The organism is Xanthomonas sp. NCPPB 2250, assembly GCF_056725265.1.
In genome coordinates, this window is sequence record NZ_CM161520.1 from 826,436 (window position 1) to 844,457 (window position 18,022).

Annotated in this window: 9 protein-coding genes and 1 tRNA gene; 9 read left to right on the forward strand and 1 reads right to left on the reverse strand. The window is 66.2% G+C overall.

Going from position 1 to position 18,022, the window contains the following annotated elements:
• Positions 1-336: 336 nt before the first annotated feature.
• From AC1PMG_RS03470 to AC1PMG_RS03510, 9 genes are all read left to right on the forward strand, one after another.
• A tRNA-Ile gene (locus AC1PMG_RS03470) sits at positions 337-412 on the forward strand.
• A gap of 96 nt (positions 413-508) precedes the next feature.
• Entirely contained in the window at positions 509-1,612 is a 1,104-nt protein-coding gene (locus tag AC1PMG_RS03475; protein WP_481110674.1) for a hypothetical protein, read from the forward strand.
• A 525-nt stretch (positions 1,613-2,137) separates the two neighbouring features.
• Positions 2,138-3,337, forward strand: coding sequence for a Fic family protein (locus AC1PMG_RS03480; protein WP_223875686.1), 1,200 nt, complete (start codon positions 2,138-2,140; stop codon positions 3,335-3,337).
• Between the two features lie 690 nt (positions 3,338-4,027).
• On the forward strand, positions 4,028-7,393 hold the full coding sequence (locus AC1PMG_RS03485; protein WP_481110675.1) for a GH92 family glycosyl hydrolase: 3,366 nt from the start codon (positions 4,028-4,030) through the stop codon (positions 7,391-7,393).
• A 295-nt stretch (positions 7,394-7,688) separates the two neighbouring features.
• A complete protein-coding gene (locus tag AC1PMG_RS03490) occupies positions 7,689-10,790 on the forward strand; it encodes a TonB-dependent receptor (protein WP_481110676.1) in 3,102 nt (1,033 codons plus the stop codon).
• 139 nt (positions 10,791-10,929) lie between these two features.
• Positions 10,930-13,374, forward strand: coding sequence for a GH92 family glycosyl hydrolase (locus AC1PMG_RS03495; RefSeq protein WP_481110677.1), 2,445 nt, complete (start codon positions 10,930-10,932; stop codon positions 13,372-13,374).
• 75 nt (positions 13,375-13,449) lie between these two features.
• Entirely contained in the window at positions 13,450-14,643 is a 1,194-nt protein-coding gene (locus tag AC1PMG_RS03500) for a LacI family DNA-binding transcriptional regulator (protein WP_481110678.1), read from the forward strand.
• A gap of 183 nt (positions 14,644-14,826) precedes the next feature.
• A complete protein-coding gene (locus tag AC1PMG_RS03505) occupies positions 14,827-15,270 on the forward strand; it encodes a DUF2231 domain-containing protein (protein ID WP_481110679.1) in 444 nt (147 codons plus the stop codon).
• Entirely contained in the window at positions 15,263-16,567 is a 1,305-nt protein-coding gene (locus tag AC1PMG_RS03510) for a PQQ-dependent sugar dehydrogenase (RefSeq protein ID WP_481110680.1), read from the forward strand. Before AC1PMG_RS03505 ends, AC1PMG_RS03510 begins: the two co-directional genes overlap by 8 nt.
• A gap of 205 nt (positions 16,568-16,772) precedes the next feature.
• Here AC1PMG_RS03510 and AC1PMG_RS03515 read toward each other — a convergent pair whose 3' ends face one another.
• Positions 16,773-17,855: a macro domain-containing protein gene (locus AC1PMG_RS03515; RefSeq protein WP_481110681.1), complete on the reverse strand. Its 1,083-nt coding sequence runs from the start codon at positions 17,853-17,855 to the stop codon at positions 16,773-16,775.
• Positions 17,856-18,022: the final 167 nt, after the last annotated feature.

Consider the following 18,022-nt stretch of genomic DNA (forward strand, 5'->3'; position numbering starts at 1 on the left):
GGCTCGCGGCTAGATGGCGGAAACAGCCGGCTGTTCGGAGAGAAGCCGGCTGTTGTGGGAGGGACTTCAGTCCCGACGCTTTCCCGGTCCACTGTCAGCATCTGAGTCGCAACCACATGAGATGCCAAGGATTCGCACCCAACAGGTGCAGTCCTTGGCGCTCAGCTCGCCGCGCCCGCGGGCCGAGAGCAATTCTTGGCCCCGTCTACCACTCCGGGCAGACAGCCCACCACCCCGACCGGTAAACTCACGCCCGCCTCGGCGCCTTCCTCTGCATGCACGCCAGAGGCGCCAAGCCGGCGGCCGACGCATCGCCCGCCCGCTCCGGACGCATCCGGGCCTATAGCTCAACGGTTAGAGCAGAGGACTCATAATCCTTTGGTTCCAGGTTCGAATCCTGGTGGGCCCACCATCAGCATGCAAATCAATCGCATGTTGTCTTTTCTTGAATATGAGTGACTTAAAAGTCAACCTGACTCCGTTCTTCAATTAAATAATAGGTGGATATATGCGTGCCGCAGCCCCTGGTAATAAAGTTCTGCAGGCGCTTGAAGATACTGGATTCATATTGGAGCATAAGGTTGCGCTCAAGTTCCAAGAAAAAAAGTGGGCAACAATAAATGGCCGGTATTATTTGGATGATGTTGACGGTCGAGCTCGGGAGCTTGACTTGATTGCCTACAAGGTAAAAAAAGATAAAGAAATAGAGGTCGCTACCGTTGTTTTGGTGAGCTGCAAAAAAGATGCCAAAAATACAGTTGCCTTTATGAGCAGGGGGCGGCCTGAAAAAGATCCAAACGCTGACAGGGAACCAGTTCATTGGTGGACTAGGGCTGAGCCCTTAAGGTCGTACTTGGCCTCTGAGGAATGGAAAGTTCGCTACGTAGAATCTAGTAAAAATATTAAGGATAAATTACTCAGTCCTCAAGGAGAAATATTCGCATTTCAGCTGGTTAGTGAAAGTGGGGCCCCGCAGAACGATAAGCCAATATTTGATTCTGTGACTTGCTTGATGAAGGCTATGGATCATGAGATAAATAGATTCGACACGGGTGGGAAAGGCAAGAGGAGAATATATCAGTTCGTATTGTGCACGATTTTTGATGCTCCTATGGTCGATGCTCAATATGAACACGCCGCGCCACGAGTAATTGAGGTGTCTCACATATTATACTTTTCGCAGTATATTGTTAGCAAAAAAGATAGGTCTGCGCTTGTGCACTTTGTCCGTTGGGAAGGACTTGAAGAATTTCTAGACGACCTGGGTGCACTACATGAACATAATGCGAGCTTCTTTAAGAGTGCAATATCTCTTGCGTACTCGGCGGTCAAAACTTCTTCATTGGTTAGGAAATACTTCTCTGAAAATCTTAGCTGGGAGTTTAAGTTTAAATTGAATGATCGATTAAGGAAACTCGGGAGGAAAAAAAGAATAAACAAGGTGGGTTTTGAATACTACGGGGGTAGATTGGTAATTTCTCTTGACTTGGAGGATTCTGAGTCGGAAATCCTTAATCGGGATAGGGTAACTCGCGATGAGGTTGCTTCGTTATTAAAAAAGACCCTGCGCTATGCGGGCGAATTTTCGATTGAGGAAGATATACCGTTCTAAGTGCAATGGCGTCCTTGTGGGAAGCTTTTTGGATACCTCGACATAGAATGTGAATGTGCCTGCCAAGTAATTTGCCTCAGCTCAGGATGAGCTAATCTAATAGGCATTTTGTGATGCCAAATATTTCATTGGGCTGCGCTTGCATGGTCTTTGGCTGGAAGGTCTCGGCTTCGCGGTGGGCGGCAAGTTGTGCATTCCTATGGCCGATGGCGCCCCGCTGATCACGGCTGCGCCGGTGCAGCAAACGGCGGCGAATAAGCAACTTAGGTGCAAGCTAGCGCCCTAGCCGCTCTATTTGGAGATAGCGTTGCCGGGGCGGCCGGTGTGAGCCGAATCGCTCGAGGGGCAGCGGCGGCGCGGCGGTGGCCGCGTTGTTGCTACATGCGGACTCCTCGGACGGAGCCGCTCCTCGTATGGCGGTATGCCATAGGGGCCTTGCATACGCTGCGGTGATTGACTGCCTCAATTGCCGCAAAAAGTGCGGTGATTGTATCTGCGGCAAATCTTTCCCATAATCGCCGCATCATGCGCGGCGAATCGCTCTACATCTGGCAACGCAAGGACTGGCCGAACTGGCGCTATAGCCTGGCGACGCTGGCCGAGCCGCTGGCGGCCGTCAGTCGGGCTCAGGGCCTGCTGTTGGGACGGCTGGCTGATGTCGGACTGGCCTTGCGCGACCAGGCCAGCCTGGCCGCGCTGACCGATGATGTGGTCAAGACCAGCGCCATCGAAGGCGAGGTGTTGAACGTGGCCTCGGTGCGTTCGTCCGTGGCGCGCCGGCTGGGGGTCGAGGTGGCGGCCTTGGCGCCCGTCGATCGGCATGTGGAGGGCGTGGTGGACATGGTGCTGGACGCCACCGCCAATGCCGTGCAACCGCTTACCGCCGAACGGCTGTTCGGCTGGCACGCCGCGCTGTTTCCCACCGGCTATTCCGGCCTTAGCCGGCTCAAGGTGGCTGCCTGGCGCGACGATGCCAATGGGCCGATGCAGGTGGTGTCCGGTCCAGTGGGGCGCCAGCGCGTCCACTACCAGGCCCCGCCGGCGGAGCGCCTCGATGGCGAGATGACCGTCTTCCTGCGCTGGCTCAACGACAGCCAGGACGCGCCGGCGCTGCTCAAGGCCGGGCTCGGCCACCTGTGGTTCGTGACGCTGCATCCGTTCGACGACGGCAACGGCCGCATCGCGCGTGCCGTCGGTGATCTGTTGCTGGTGCGTGCCGACGGCAGCCCGCAACGCTTCTACAGCCTGTCGGCGCAGATCCAGCGCGAACGAAGCGCGTACTACGCGGTGTTGGAGCGCACGCAGAAGGGCGACCTGGACGTGAGCGCGTGGCTGTTGTGGTTCCTCCAAGCCTTGCAGCGCGCCGTCGAGGACGCGCACCACACGCTCGACCGCGTGCTTGCCAAGGCGCGTTTCTGGCAACGGGCGGCCGTCGTTCCCATGAACGAACGTCAGATCAAGGTGCTCAATCGCCTGCTTGACGGGTTCGAGGGCAGATTGACCACCAGCAAGTGGGCGGCACTGGCCAAGACGTCCAGCGATACCGCGCTGCGCGACATCAACGAATTGCTGGGCCGAGGCGTGCTGCGCAAATCGGAGGCGGGCGGTAGAAGCACCAGCTACGAGTTGGCGAATGATCCGATGGATGCGATGCACGGTGTTGCGGACATCGAATTCGAGCCGCCGCGCGCGACGATCGGAGTGCAGCCGGCCGATCTGTCGTGACGCATGTACTCGACCATTTGACACGCAGCGTCAGCGCGGGAGAATCGCGCTCGCATCAAGCGAATTACCCGAATATCAGCTATCTGAACTTTATTCGTTTTGCAGGTATCAAGCACTGCGCGATGCACAGCATCCAGCGCCTGCCGCCTGCCGCCTGCCGCCATCGCCGAGGTGCGAGCCGGTCTGCCGCAGGACATCTCGCCGCGCGTTGTGGACGCCCTCCTAGGTGGGCTCGAACAGGCGATGGTTGTGCTCGAGGGGATGGCTGCTAGTTGAGTGTTGATGTGTCGCGGTGCGTGGAGCATGGCCGTGATTCGTACGTGTTGCTTGGACGAAGATGCCCCTCCGACTGTTGCGCAGCAGCATGCAACTCTGCAAAAGGCGTGTTACTTCTAGCTCGGTTGGATCGATCCAAAGCCGTTGATGCAGCGCATCCTTGGGGGAGACGGCGGGTAGGGATCGCGTGCTACGCGTTTGCTGAGGCCTGCTCTTCTCTCCGCATGCAGCTGCGGTCGTGAAGCGGTGCCGGATGCTGACTTGAGCTGCGATTCACCGGGTCGATCCGGTCCACGCTGCGTGCCTTCGCTGCGCGCCGTTGCCACCGGAGGTGCGTGACGCCGCGCGTCGCGGCACAGCCGATCGAGAGAGTTTGGGGAGCCTGCCATGCCAATCCGCCCGCGCTTTGCGCACATGCCTGAGTCTTCACGCCGGTGGTTGGCGGCCGTCGCGGCGTCGGCGCTGTTGTGCGCGGGCAGCGGTGCGGCATGCGCGGCCGATGCCGGCTTCGCGTCTTCGTTCGAGCGGGGCGAACCTGCGCCAGCGTCGGCCACGCAGTCCGACAAAACAGGTCTCCAGGTCGCCATCGGCAATGGGCCCAAGCAGCCCTATGCGGCCAAGGCCGGCATGGGCTACACCGGGCTGCATGCGCTGCACTATCGCGCCACTGCGGGCGGGCGCGCGCAGCTGTTTGCGGTCGATCTGCCGGTGGAGCAGGACACGGTGCTGTCGTGGATGGTGCTGCCGGAGATCGTCGACGGCGATACGGTGGCGTCGACCGGTGTGGCGGTGGATCTGCTGTTCGACGATGGGCGCCGCCTGTCCGAGTTGGGCGTGGAGGATCAGCACGGTGCGCTGGTCAGTGCGGCGGGGCAGGCGGCGTCGAAGACGCTGTATCCGCAGCAGTGGGCGTTCAAGCAGGTGCGGCTGGGTGACGTGGCAGCCTTGCGCGGCAAACGCATCCGTGCGATCGAGCTGCAGGTACAGCCCGGGGCCGGCAAGGTGGCGTCGGGCTGGATCGACGATGTCGCGGTGCGCCGCGCGGCAGCGCCGCAGGCGGCGCGGCGGCCCAGCGACGAGGTGGTGACCACGCGCGGCACGCAGTCCAACGGCACGTTCTCGCGCGGCAACAACATCCCGGCCACGGCGATGCCGCATGGCTTCAATTTCTGGGTGCCGGCGACCGATGCTGGGACGCTGAGCTGGCTGTACCGCTGGAACGAGCAGAACAGCGACGATAACCGGCCGCGCTTGCAGGCGCTGTCGATCAGCCATGAGCCCAGCCCGTGGATGGGCGATCGCCAGACGTTCCAGGTGATGCCGTCGTCCACGCGCGGGGTGCCGGAGGCGGACCGCGCCAAGCGTGCATTGTCGTTCAGTCACGACCACGAGGAGGCCCGTCCGCACCTGTACCGGGTGGATTTCGACAACGGTATCCGCGCGGAGCTGACGCCGAGCGAGCGGGCGGCGATCTTCCGTTTCCGCTTTCCCGAGGGCGGCGATGCCAACCTGCTGTTCGACAACGTCGACGCGCGTGGCGGGCTGACCCTGGACGCGGCGACGCAGACGCTGCGCGGCTACTCCGACACACGTAGCGGGCTGTCCAACGGCGCCACGCGCCTGTTCGTGTATGCGCGCTTCGATCGTCCTTGGACCGCCAGCGGCAAGATCGCCACCGGCCGTCCGACCGGCTACGTCAAGTTCGCACCGGGCGCGGATCGCACGGTGGTGATGCGCATCGCCACCTCGCTGATCTCGGTGGAGCAGGCGCAGCGCAATCTGCAGCAGGAGATCGGCGACGCCGGGTTCGAGGCGGTGCAGTCGCGGGCGCAGGACGCGTGGGACGCGGTGCTGGGGCGGGTACAGGTGCAGGGCGCCAGCCACGACCAGCGGGTCACGGTGTACTCCAATCTGTACCGGCTGTTCCTGTATCCCAACATCGCCCACGAGAACGTCGGCGACGCGGCGCATCCGGACTGGCGGCATGCCGACCAGAACAGTTGGTCCAAGGACAACACCGGCGGCGATGCCGAGCGTACGTCGGCGCCGATCGTGCCGGGCAAGGTCTACGTCAACAACGGCTTCTGGGACACCTTCCGCACCAGTTGGCCGGCGTATGCGTTGTTCGCGCCGGAGCAGGCGGGGGCGATGATCGATGGTTTCCTGCAGCAGTACCGCGACGGCGGCTGGGTGGCGCGCTGGTCCTCGCCGGGCTACGCGGACCTGATGGTCGGCACCAGTTCCGATGTGGCCTTTGCCGATGCCTGGCTCAAGGGCGTGCGTGGGTTCGACGCGCACGAGGCCTATGCGGCGGCGCTGCGCAACGCCACGGTGGTACCGCCGGTATCGAATGTCGGCCGCAAGGGCCTGGCCCGCTCGATGTACCGCGGCTATGCCGCCAACGACGTGCACGAAGGGCTGTCGTGGACGCTGGAGGGGGCGCTCAACGATTTCGGCCTGGCGCAGATGGCGCAGGCGTTGGCGGAACAGGAACAGGAGCCGCAGCAGGCGCAGCGCTACCGCGAGGAAGCCGAATACTTCGGGGCGCGCGCCACCGATTATGTGTATCTGTTCGACCCGGCCACGCGTTTCTTCCGCGGGCGCACGCCGGCCGGCCAGTGGAGTGCACCTGCGTCGAAGTTCGATCCGCGCGTATGGGGCGGCGACTACACCGAGGCCAATGCCTGGACCTTCGCCTTCACCACGCCGCACGACGCGGCCGGGCTGGCCAAGCTGCTGGGCGGCGAGGACGCCATGGCGGCGCGGCTGGACGAACTCTTCGCCACGCCGGAGACCGCGGACAAGCGCTTTGCCGGCAGCTACCGCGGCGTCATCCACGAGATGACCGAGGCGCGCGACGTGCGCATGGGCATGTACGCGCACAGCAACCAGCCCTCGCACCATCTGCCGTGGATGTACGTGGCGGCGGGGCAACCGTGGAAGACCCAACGCCTCACCCGCGAGGTGCTGCGTCGGCTGTACCTGGGCAGCGAGATCGGCCAGGGCTATCCGGGCGACGAGGACAACGGCGAGATGTCGGCGTGGTATTTGTTCGCCATGCTCGGGCTGTATCCGTTGCGGATGGGCACGCCGGAGTACGTGATCGGCTCGCCGGCGTTCCCGCGCGCCGAGGTCGATCTCGGCAACGGCCGCAAGCTGGTGGTGATCGCGCGCAACAACAGTGCGCGCAACGTCTACGTGCAGTCGCTCACGCTCAACGGCAAGCCGTGGAACACCGCCTGGCTGCGCCACCAGGATATCGCCGACGGCGCCACGCTGGAGTTCGTGATGGGGGCGACGCCCTCGCGCTGGGGCAGCGGCGCGGACGCGTTGCCGCCATCGCTGACGCCGCCGGGCAACGCGCCGCGCGGGCTGGAGGATGTGGCGTCGCAGGCCGTGGCGGTGTCGCTGGAAGGACAGCCCAAGGCCGCCGCCCTGGTCGACGACGATGCGACGACAGCGCTGCCGCTGCCGGCCGGGGCCAGTGTCGACTTGCGCTTCGCAGCGCCGCAGCGCGCCACCCACTACACGCTGACCAGCGGCGCTGCCGCCATGTCCGGCCTGGCCTGGACGCTGGAAGGGCGCAACGGAGACGGCGCGTGGACCACGCTGGACCAGCGCCACGCGCAGGCATTCGCCTGGGCGCGACAATTGCGGCCGTTCCGCATTGCCAAGCCCGGCGCGTACAGCGCCTACCGCCTGCGCCTGGACGCGGGCAAGGACGTGGCGCTGGCCGAGATCGAATTGCTGCAGCCGGTGACACGGCAGGCCGCGCCGTGACCGCGTGCGAACGCGGTGAGCGCGTCCTGACCGCCGCGCTTCGCCGACGTTGTACGACGTACTAGGCCTGTTGCGCGGCAGCATGCGCTGCTGCATGGGCTGTGATACTTAGTTTTCCACTGCATTAGAACGATCCAATCGCATCTGCGCAGAAGGGGGAGGGAGACGTAGGGAAGCCGGCTTGCCGCAAGGGCGCCGGAGAGTTTTCGTGTCACACCGCGCGGGGTTCTCGCCCGATCTTTGGATCGATAGAAACCCGCCGCAGCCGATCAATCTTTGGGAGAGGATGATTGAAATGAACTGCATGCCATCCGCACGCAACCGCAGCACGCTGTCCGCCGGCATCGCCATCGCCTTGTTCGCGACGGCCGCCTCCACCACCGCCTTCGCCCAGCAGGCCGACGGCACGCCGGCGCCCACGGGCCAGGCCGAGGTCAAGGCCACCGACCTGGACGCGGTGACGGTGACCGGCTACCGCTACGCGATCGAGAAGAGCCTGGAGCAGAAGCGCAACGCCAATGCCGTGGTCGACGTGATCACCGCCGAGGACGTGGGCAAGTTCCCCGACAAGAACGTGGCCGATGCGCTGCAGCGCGTACCCGGCGTGGTCATCACCCGCGACGGCGGCGAAGGCAAGAACGTCAGCGTGCGCGGCCTGTCCTCGGAGCTGGTGCTGACCGAATTGAACGGCAACTACATCGCCACCGCCGAGTCCAACGGCGACCCGACGCGCTCGTTCAACTACACCCTGCTGCCGTCGAACCTGCTCGGCAGCGCCGAGCTGTACAAGACGCCGGAAGCGCGCATCGACGAAGGCGGTATCGGCGGCACGGTGATCCTACAGACCCGGCGCCCGCTGGAGCTGGAGCCCAACTCCGGCTTCGTCTCTGCCGAGGGCGTGTGGTCGGACAGCAGCAAGAAGACCGATGGCCAGTTCTCCGGCTCGTACTCGTGGCACGACCAGGACAACCGCTTCGGTGTGTTCGTCGGCTACACGCAGCAGAAGCGCACCGCGCGCACGCTCAACGCCAGTACCGAGAGCTGGCAGTGGTACGGCCGCGACGAAGGCGGCCCGGCGGTCGACGTCAACGGCAATCCGTCGGACTTCAACGCCAACTGGTGGGGCGGCACCGGCTTCTGGGACCAGAACGGCAAGTACTACACCCGCTTCATGATGCCGACCGCGGTCAGCCTGGACGTCAAGCAGGAGGAGCGCGAGCGCAAGGGCGGCCAGCTGACTTTCCAGTTCAAGCCCACCGACGACCTGACCCTGACCGCGAACTACTTCCGCTTCGACCTGTCGCAGAACTCGCAGACCAACACGGTCAAGATCCCCGAGTGGAACATCGCGCGCTACTACGGCGACGGCAACTGGCGCGGCGGCCGCCTGCTCGACGGGCTGCAGTTCGATCCCAGCGGCACCATCGTCACCGGCGCCAACTACAGCCTGCATCCGGGCAAGACCTACTACTGCAGCGAGGCGCAGGCCGCCGCCGCCGGCCTGCCGCCGGGCGGCTGGGGCTCGGACGATTGCACGGTGCCGACGCCGCAGATCACCGGCAGCTACAACATCGAGAAGTCGCTGTCGCAGACGGTGGACCTGGGCGGCGAATGGCGTGGCGAGAAGGTGGACGTGTCGTTCAAGGCCGGTCGCACCTGGGCCAAGGGCGGGCCGGAGCTGCAGTTCTCCCTGCCGATCAAGCCGCGCCGGCAGAACGCCGACGGCAGCTGGACCAACGGCAACTTCGCCAGCGCCTGGGACCTGACCGGCACGCCGACCATGACCTTCTCGCCGGAGCTGATGCAGAACCTGCGCGACGGCATCCTGCAGGTCGACCTGGGCTCGACCGGCTCGTCCTGGACCCGCAACACCAACCAGCAGCAATACGCGCAGATCGATACCACCTGGCACATGGACGGCGAGTTCTTCGACTCGCTGCAGTTCGGCCTCAAGCGCCGCGACGGCGGCATCCACCGCAACACCGGCAACAACTACTGGGTGTGCCCGGGCACCGACCCGAGCGACTACAACAACCGCTACTGGAACGGGCGCTGCAATGCGCTGGCCACGCAGTTCTCGCCGGACCTGCTGTTCCCGCTGGGCAACCTGGCCGGCGGGGTCGACTCCAGCACGTTCCCGGCGATCAACTTCCCGGGCTACATCGGCTACTTGAACCAGACCTACGGCGCGATGCAGACCCGTAACGAAGACAACTTCGTCTACAACGTGGACGAGAAGATCTACTCCACCTACCTGCAGCTCAACTTCCACACCGAGCGCCTGCGCGGCAACGTCGGCGTGCGGGTGGCGCGCACCGGCCAGCACGCCGACTCCACCGACAAGGTGACCGCCTACAACGACTACTTCTTCGACGGCGCCGACGGCAACCCGCTGGCCTGCCAGCAGGGCGCCGCCATGCCCGCCGGCGCGCCGGCCGATACCTACTGCGGTACCGAAGGCTACTGGCGCTTGTCGGATACCCAGCAACGCACCGAGTCGTTCGTGGTCAGCGCGCTGGACCGCAAGTACACCGACGTGCTGCCCAGCTTCAACCTGGCCTACGACCTGACCGAGAACCTGCTGCTGCGCGCGGCGGCGTCGAAGGTGATCGCGCGGCCGAGCTACAACGCCATCGCCGCGCCCGGCAGCCTGGAGTACTACAGCCCCGAGTACGTGGCCGACCGGCGCCTGACCGGCGGTGCCAGCGAGCAGGGCTGGTACGGCTCGGGCAGCAACAAGAAGCTGGAGCCGTACAAGGCCAACCAGTTCGACCTGGGGCTGGAGTGGTACTTCCAGCCGGGCTCGGTGGCGGGCGTGGGGCTGTTCCGCAAGAACGTGGAGAACTTCTCGGTCGACGTGATCAGCGACGTCAACATGATGATCAACGGCCAGACGGTCACGGTGCAGAACTACAGCACCAAGGCCGGCGGCCAGGATGCGGTTTCGCAGGGCGTGGAGCTGTACGCGCAGCACACGCTGCCCTCCGGCCTCGGCGTGCAGTTCAACTACACCTACAACGATGCCAGCAAGGCGGCGGTGCGGCTGGAGGACGGCACCGAGGTCGGCAAGACCTCGATGCCGGGCAGCGCCAAGAACCAGACCAACCTCACCGTGTTCTACGAGACCGACCGCCTGCTGCTGCGCGCCTCGTACAACCGCCGCGGCGAGCTGGTGCAGGGCCTGGTCAACGGCTTGAACGTGTACGAGGAGCCGTACTATCAGATCGATCTGAATGCGGCGTACAACATCACCCCGGCGCTGAGCCTCACCGCGTCGGTGTTGAATTTGACCAAGCAGGAGTCGCGCCAGCATCTGGGCGACGACACCCGGGCGCGCTTCTATACCGGCGGCTACGCCGGGCGGCTGGCGTACCTGGGGCTGACCTACAAGTTCTAGGCTGCCGCGTGTCGTGCCCATGCCTGCCGCGCGGCGGACGGCATGGGCACGACGGTCCGGCGACGGCCGGGCCACCGTTTTCGCCGTCCACGACCGCGCCGTCGCGCTTGCCGCGGTCGTCCACTACAGGATCCATCGCATGACGTCTTCCCCGCTGCCCTCCCTGCTGCGCACGTTCGCCCTGTCCTTGCTGCTGGTGACGCCGGCACTGGCCGCCGCGCCGCGGCTCAGTGCCGAGGTCAACACCTTCATCGGCAGCAAGGACGACGGCAACACCTTCCCCGGTGCGTCCGCCCCGTTCGGCATGATCCAGGTCAGCCCGATCGGCGCGCACTACGCCGGCTGGCGCTACGACGATCCGCAGATCCGCGGCTTCGGCCATTCCTTCCTGTCCGGCGCCGGTTGCTGGGAGCAGGGCGGGCAGGTCTCGGTGTTGCCGGTCACCGGGCGCATCGGCCCCGGTGGCGAGTTCGATACCGGCGATCCGAAGGCGTTCGACCACACCCGCTACGGCGCGCGCTACCAACACGACGGCGAGCGCGGCCAGGCCGGTTACTACAAGGTGCGGCTGACCGATTACGGCGGCATCGACGCCGAGGCCACCGCGCTGACCCGTGCTGCAGCCGAGCGCTACACCTTTTTCACCTCGGGCGACGGCCACGTGCTGGTCAACATCGGCCAGGCCAACGCCCGCCACACGGTCACCGGCAGCACCCTGAACGTGGTCGGCGACCGCGTGGTCGAAGGCAAGCTGGTGACCCAGAGCTTCTGCGGCGGCCACCAGTACACCACCTGGTTCCGCCTGGAGTTCGACCGCCCGTTCAAGGCCTTCGGCACCTGGGGCGAGGCCGGCGGCGTGCCCGGATCGCGTCATGGCATGGAAGGCGAGGGCAAGCCCAGCGGCGCGTGGCTCACCTTCGACCTGGGCAAGGGCCGTGCGGTCACCGCCATCTCGGCGATCTCGCACGTGGATGCCGAGGGCGCACGCAACAACCTGCGCCGCGAAGGCATGGCCAATGGCCGCCTGCTCGGCTTCGATGCCATGCGCGCGCGTGCGCAGCATGCCTGGGACAAGGAGCTGGCCAGCGTGCGCGTGCACGGCGGCAGCGGCGACGACCGCGTGGTGTTCTACACCGCGCTGTATCACGCGCTGCTGCAGCCGCTGACCGGCAGCGACGCCGATGGGCGCTACCGTGGCTACGACGACGGCATCCACCACGCCGATGGCTGGACCTATCACGAGTTCTTCTCGCTGTGGGACACCTACCGTTCGCAGAACCAGTTGCTGGCGCTGTTGCGGCCGCAGCGCGCCGCCGACATCGGCCGGTCGATCCTGGCGATCAACGCGCAAGGCGGCTGGCTGCCGCGCTGGGGCTATGCCAACTTCGAGACCAACGTGATGACCGGCGATCCAGTCACGCCGTTCCTGGTCGACCTGTGGCGTTTCGGCGCGTTGCAGGGGCGCGAGGCCGAGGCCTACGCGGCGCTGCGCCGCAATGCCTTCGAGATGCCACCGATGAACTCGCGGCACGCCGGGCGCTCCGGCAATGCCAACTACCTGGCGCAGGGTTTCGTGCAGTACGACCGTGCGTTTCCCTCCAAGGGCATGGACGTCGACCCGCACCATGGCGGCTCGGCGACGCTGGAGTACGCGCTGGCCGATTGCGCGCTGTCGACCATGGCCGGCGCGCTGGGCCACGCCGACGACGCGGCCGTGCTGAACCGCCGCGGGCGCAACTGGCGCTCGATCTGGGATCCGTCGGTGCGCGATGCGGAGACGGGCTTCACCGGCTTCCCGCGGCCGCGCACCGAGGACGGGGCGTGGTACACGCCGTCCGATGGCCATTACGATCCGCGTTCGCAGCACGGCTTCCATGAAGGCACGGCCTGGCAGTACCAGTGGCTGGCGCAGCAGGACGTGCCGGGCCTGGTGGAAGCGATGCACGGGCCCGAGCAGGCCGCGCGGCGCCTGGACGCGTTCTTCGCCTACGACGCGCTGCTGGCCGACCCAGCCGGTGCCGCGCGCAAGGAATGGGTGGTGGGGCCGTACAGCTACTACAGCCAGTTCCGCTACAACCCCAACAACGAGCCCGACCTGCATGCGCCGTGGATGTACACGCTGATCGGCCAGCCGTGGAAGACCAGCACCGTGCTGCATGCGGCGCAGACGCTGTTCACCAATGCGCCGAATGGCGTCACCGGCAACGACGACCTGGGCACGATGTCGGCGTGGTATCTGTTCAGCGTCATGGGCCTGTATCCGGCGGTGCCCGGCACCGGGCAGTTCCTGCTGCACGCGCCGCGCTTCTCGCGCATCGAACTGGACGTGGGCGCGGGCCGCACGCTACGCATCGATGCGCCGCAGGCCGGTGACGGCAAGCTGCGCTACGTCGAAGGCGTGTCGCTGGACGGCCGCGTGCACGCGCCGGTGTGGCTGGACTGGGCGCAGTTGCGCCAGGGCGGCCGCCTGCGTTTCGACCTGCGCGATGCGCCGCAGCCGCAGGGCTGGGGCACGCAGCCGCAGGATCTGCCGGTGTCGCCATGCGCGGCGCCGCCGTCCGCCGCCAGCCTGGGTTGGCGCTGAGTTCTTGCCGTCGCGCAGCAGGGGCGCGCAGCCGATGGTTTACGCTGCGCATCTCGTCCGAAGGGAATCGATCCGATGAGCCAGAAGCGTCCACCCGGAACCGGATCCGCAGGCTCCAGGGCTGCCAAGGCCGCCGCGCGCAAGGCGGCGCCGGTTGCGGCGGAGCATGCGGACAAGGCGAAAAAGGCCACAAAGGCCACAAAGGCCACAAAGACCGAACCTGTCTCCGCCGCACGCGACCGGCAGCGCGTGGTGACCGTCACCGACATCGCCGATGCGGTCGGCGTCTCGCGCGCCACCGTGTCGCTGGTGCTGCGCGGCAGTCCGCTGGTGCATGCCGACACCCGCGCGCGTGTGGAAGCGGAACTGAAGCGGCAGCGCTACGTCTACAACCGCGGCGCCGCCAATCTGCGCCGGCGTACTTCGACCTGCGTGGCTCTGGTCATCAACGACCTGGCCAATCCGTTCTTCGCCGAGTTTGCCGCCGGGGTGGACGAGGCGCTGGGCGAGCAAGGCTACGTGACCCTGCTCGGCAGCACCGGCGAATCGCCCGCGCGGCAGCAGGCGGTACTGGCCTCGCTGATGGAACACACGCCGGCCGGCGTGATCCTGTCGCCGGCCGAGGGCAGCGACGCCGCCGAACTGCATACGGTGCTGGATGCACGCGCGAACGTGCTGCTGTTCAACCGCGAACTCGCCGGTGCCGACGACTGGGGTTTCCTCGGCCTGGACAACCAGCGCGGCGCGCAACTGGCCACCGAACACCTGATCGCGCTCGGCCACCGTCGCATCGCCTTCTACGGCGGCCATGCCGATTCCAGTTCCTGCCGGCAGCGCCGCGCCGGTCATGCGCAGGCGATGCGGCAAGCCGGGTTGTCGGTCGACCCGACCTGGCTGATCGAGTCCGCGCCCAATCGTCTGGAAGCGGCGGCGCGCCACGGCGAGCTGTTCGCCCACGACGCGCCGCCCACCGCGGCGGTCTGCTACAACGACACGGTCGCGCTGGGCCTGATGCTGGGCCTGCTCGCGCGCGGCATCCGCCCGGGCCAGGACTTCGCGATCACCGGCTTCGACGACATCCCCGAGGCCGCGGTGAGCACGCCCGCGCTGACCACGCTCGCCGCGCAACCGCGCGCCCGCGGCCGCCAGGCGGCGCAACTGGTGCTGGAGCGGCTGGATGCGGCCGCGCCGCCGCGCAGGACGATCGTGCCGGTGAGCCTGTCGGTGCGCGAGAGCAGCGGCGCGCCGGTCGCGCGCACGCGCAGCTAGCGCTGCGAACGCGGCCGCGGCCGCAGCGACGATGCGCGATGGCACTCGGCGCGGGCAGTGCCATCGCGACGTCCTCTCGACAGGGGCGGGCAGATAGTGGGTCGCACCCTCACAGCGACGCGTCCCGCGGGTTCGTGCTGAGCGAGCGCTTCGCCCCTTCTTCCTTTCGTCGAGAGCCGTCTCATGCACCTGCAGACTGCACCGCACCGTTCCGTGGTGGCCAACGCCTTCTACGGCCTGCTCAATCCCATTCCGTTCGGCTGCTTCGTCGCCGCACTGATCTTCGACATCGTCTACGCCCGCAGCGGCGTGATCCTGTGGACCAAGGCGGCGGCCTGGCTCATCGCGATCGGGCTGGTCATCGCCATCGTGCCGCGTCTGATCAACCTGGTGCAGGTCTGGATCACCGCGCGGCGCTCCACGCTGCCGGTGGAACGGCTCGACTTTTGGCTGAACCTGCTCGCCATCGTCGCCGCCATCTTCAATTCCTTCGTGCATAGCCGCGACGCGTATGCGGTTGTCCCGGCAGGGCTCTGGCTCTCGATCGCCACAGTCGCGCTGTTGGCGATCGGGCATGTGCTCATCGCCATCCGCACCACGCCACGTGAGGGCTACGTCCATGGCTAAGCGCCTGTACCTGTCCGCTTTCGCGCTGAGCGGCGCGCTGACCCTGGCCGCCTGCAGCGGCAAGGCCTCGCTCGAGCCCACTCAGCAGGCGGGCAACGCGCCGCCGCTGCCGCAGCCGCGCAACTTCCTGCTGCCGCCGATGCAGGTTCCCGAGGGAGTGGGCTGGAAGGAGGGGCAGGCACCCACCGTGGCGGCTGGCCTGAAGATCGAGAAGATCGCCGGTGGCCTGAAGCATCCGCGCCAGCTGTACGTGCTGCCCAACGACGACGTGCTGGTGGTGGAGGCCAATTCGCCAGGGATGGAACCCGTCACCACGCCCAAGCAACTGATCGCGGGGCTGGTCCAGAGCCGCTCCGGCAAGAGTGCCAAGGGCGGCAACCGCATCACCCTGCTGCGCAGGACCGCGGACGGCAAGTGGGAACAGCATGCGTTCCTGAAAGGGCTGCACTCGCCGTTCGGGGTGCAACTGATCGGCGATGCGCTGTACGTGGCCAACACCGACAACATCATGAAGTTCCCCTACGTCGCCGGCCAGACCGAGATCACCGCGCCCGGCACGCTGTTCGCCGATCTCCCCGGCACGATCGAGCACCATTGGACCAAGGCACTGCTGGCCAGCCCCGACGGCCGCAAGCTGTACGTCGGCGTGGGCTCCAACAGCAACATCGGCGAGAACGGGCTGGACGTGGAATACCGCCGTGCGGCGGTCCTGGAAGTGGACGTGGCCTCGGCCAGCAGCCGCATCTTCGCCTCGGGCATCCGCAATCCGACCGGACTGCAGTGGGAGCCGCGCACCGGCAAACTGTGGGCGATCGCCAACGAGCGCGACGAGATCGGCGCCGACCTGGTGCCCGACTACCTGACCTCGGTGCAGGACGGTGGCTTCTACGGCTGGCCGTACAGCTACTACGGGCAGAACGTGGATGTGCGGGTCAAGGACCAGCGCCCGGACCTGGTGGCCAAGGCGATCAAGCCCGACTACGCGCTGGGCTCGCATGTGGCCGCGCTGGGCCTGTGGTTCTCCCGCGGCGATGCGCTGCCCGCGAAGTACCGCGAGGGTGCGTTCGTGGCCGAGCACGGCAGTTGGAACCGTTCGCCGCTCAGCGGCTATCAAGTAGTGTACGTGCCGTTCCAGCAGGGCCGTCCCGTCGGCCCACCGCAGACCGTGGTCAGCGGCTTCCACTCGCAGGACGAGTCGCAACTGTTCGGCGCCCCGGTCGGCCTGGCGCAGGACAAGGACGGCGCGCTGCTGATCGCCGACGATGTCGGCAACAGCGTCTGGCGTGTGCGCTTCTGACCGTTTGCAGGGTGTGCCGGGCATTGGCGAGCGGGTGGAGTGGTTCTGCGTGATGCGGTACCCATCGCGGTGGCCGGCCGCTGCCGAAGCGCGGCGGCAGACTCGGAACTCTGCGCAGCCGGAACGCAGAGGCCATGTGGAACGAAAAAGCGATCTGCCCGACTTCGACTCGGCAACGTGCTGATTCCACCCGCTTGGCACGCCTTCAGTTCAGGCGTATCCAGTCCAGCGCCACCAGCATGCGGATCGCTTCGGCGAGCGCCTGCTGCGGTTGTTCGGAATCGGCCGTGGTCCTGGAAGCGAGCAGATGCGCATGCAGTTGCTGCGCCTGGAGCGCCTGCCCGGGATGCGCCACCTGCAGCCGGCGCGCGGCCTGGAACACCGTCATGATGTCCTCGGCCTGGTCGATGTTCCTGATCCGTGCGAACAGGTCCACGGCTTTCGCGATCTCGGTGTCGTAGGGCGCATACGCCGCGGCGAACCGCGCATGCTCCTTGTCGTACTGCGGCGAGGCGCGCAGCGCCATGGTCCGTCCCTGCGGCTGCTCGTGCAGCCAGTTGCGGTCGGCCAGGTCGGTCAGGATCGGCCGCACGTCGCCCTGGCGCGGGCCGCGGCCGGCAGTGCCGAACGTCAGCCCGGTCGGCACGCCCAGTTCGGTCATGGCCCAGCAGAGGGTCTGGAACAGGGTGCGCCCGATCGGCCGCGCCTCCGGCAGGGCCTGCAGCCGCCGCAGCACTTCCATGATCGCGATCCAGCCCGGCTGGGTCGCCGTGCGTTTGCCGGCGCCCTCGGCCGAGGCGTTTGCCGGCCGCGACAGGAAGGCAGTTTCGAGTTGCGCCAGCGGCGTGCCGTACGGCGCATAGACCTGGATGTCGACCGGCAGATGCGCCAGCGTGCGGTAGATCAGCGGGCCGACCTCCTCCCAGGCCAGGCCGCCGTTGCCGCAGCCGAGCGGCGGCAGGGCAAGACTGCGCACGTCCCATTCGCGCAGATGCGCGGCGAGGTGGTCCAGCCCTGCCGCGATGTCCTCCAGTCGCGACGGCGAGCGCCAATGGCGCTTGGTCGGGAAGTTGAGAATGCGGATGCCGCTGGCGTCGTTGTACAGATAGGGCTCGCCGATGCGCACGCGGCCTTCCCGGCAGCGCACGGCATAGTCCTCGAACATGGCCGGATAGCGCCGCTTGAATTCCTGCGCGATGCCCTTGCCCATGATGCCGGCGCAATTGACCGCATTCGCGTGGATGTGGGCGTGGCTGGCGAACAGGTCGCCGATTCGTGCCTTGAACATGGTGCGATCCATCGATGGAGGAATCCCCGGGGCAACGACGACCGCGTGTCCGCACTGGGCAGGGCGCGCCGCGTGTGCGGAAGGCGCCATTCACGGCCTGGCCAGGGAGACCGGGCGAGGAAGCGGAGGTTGACGTCAGCGCATGTGCGCATCTGGCTGTCCTGCAG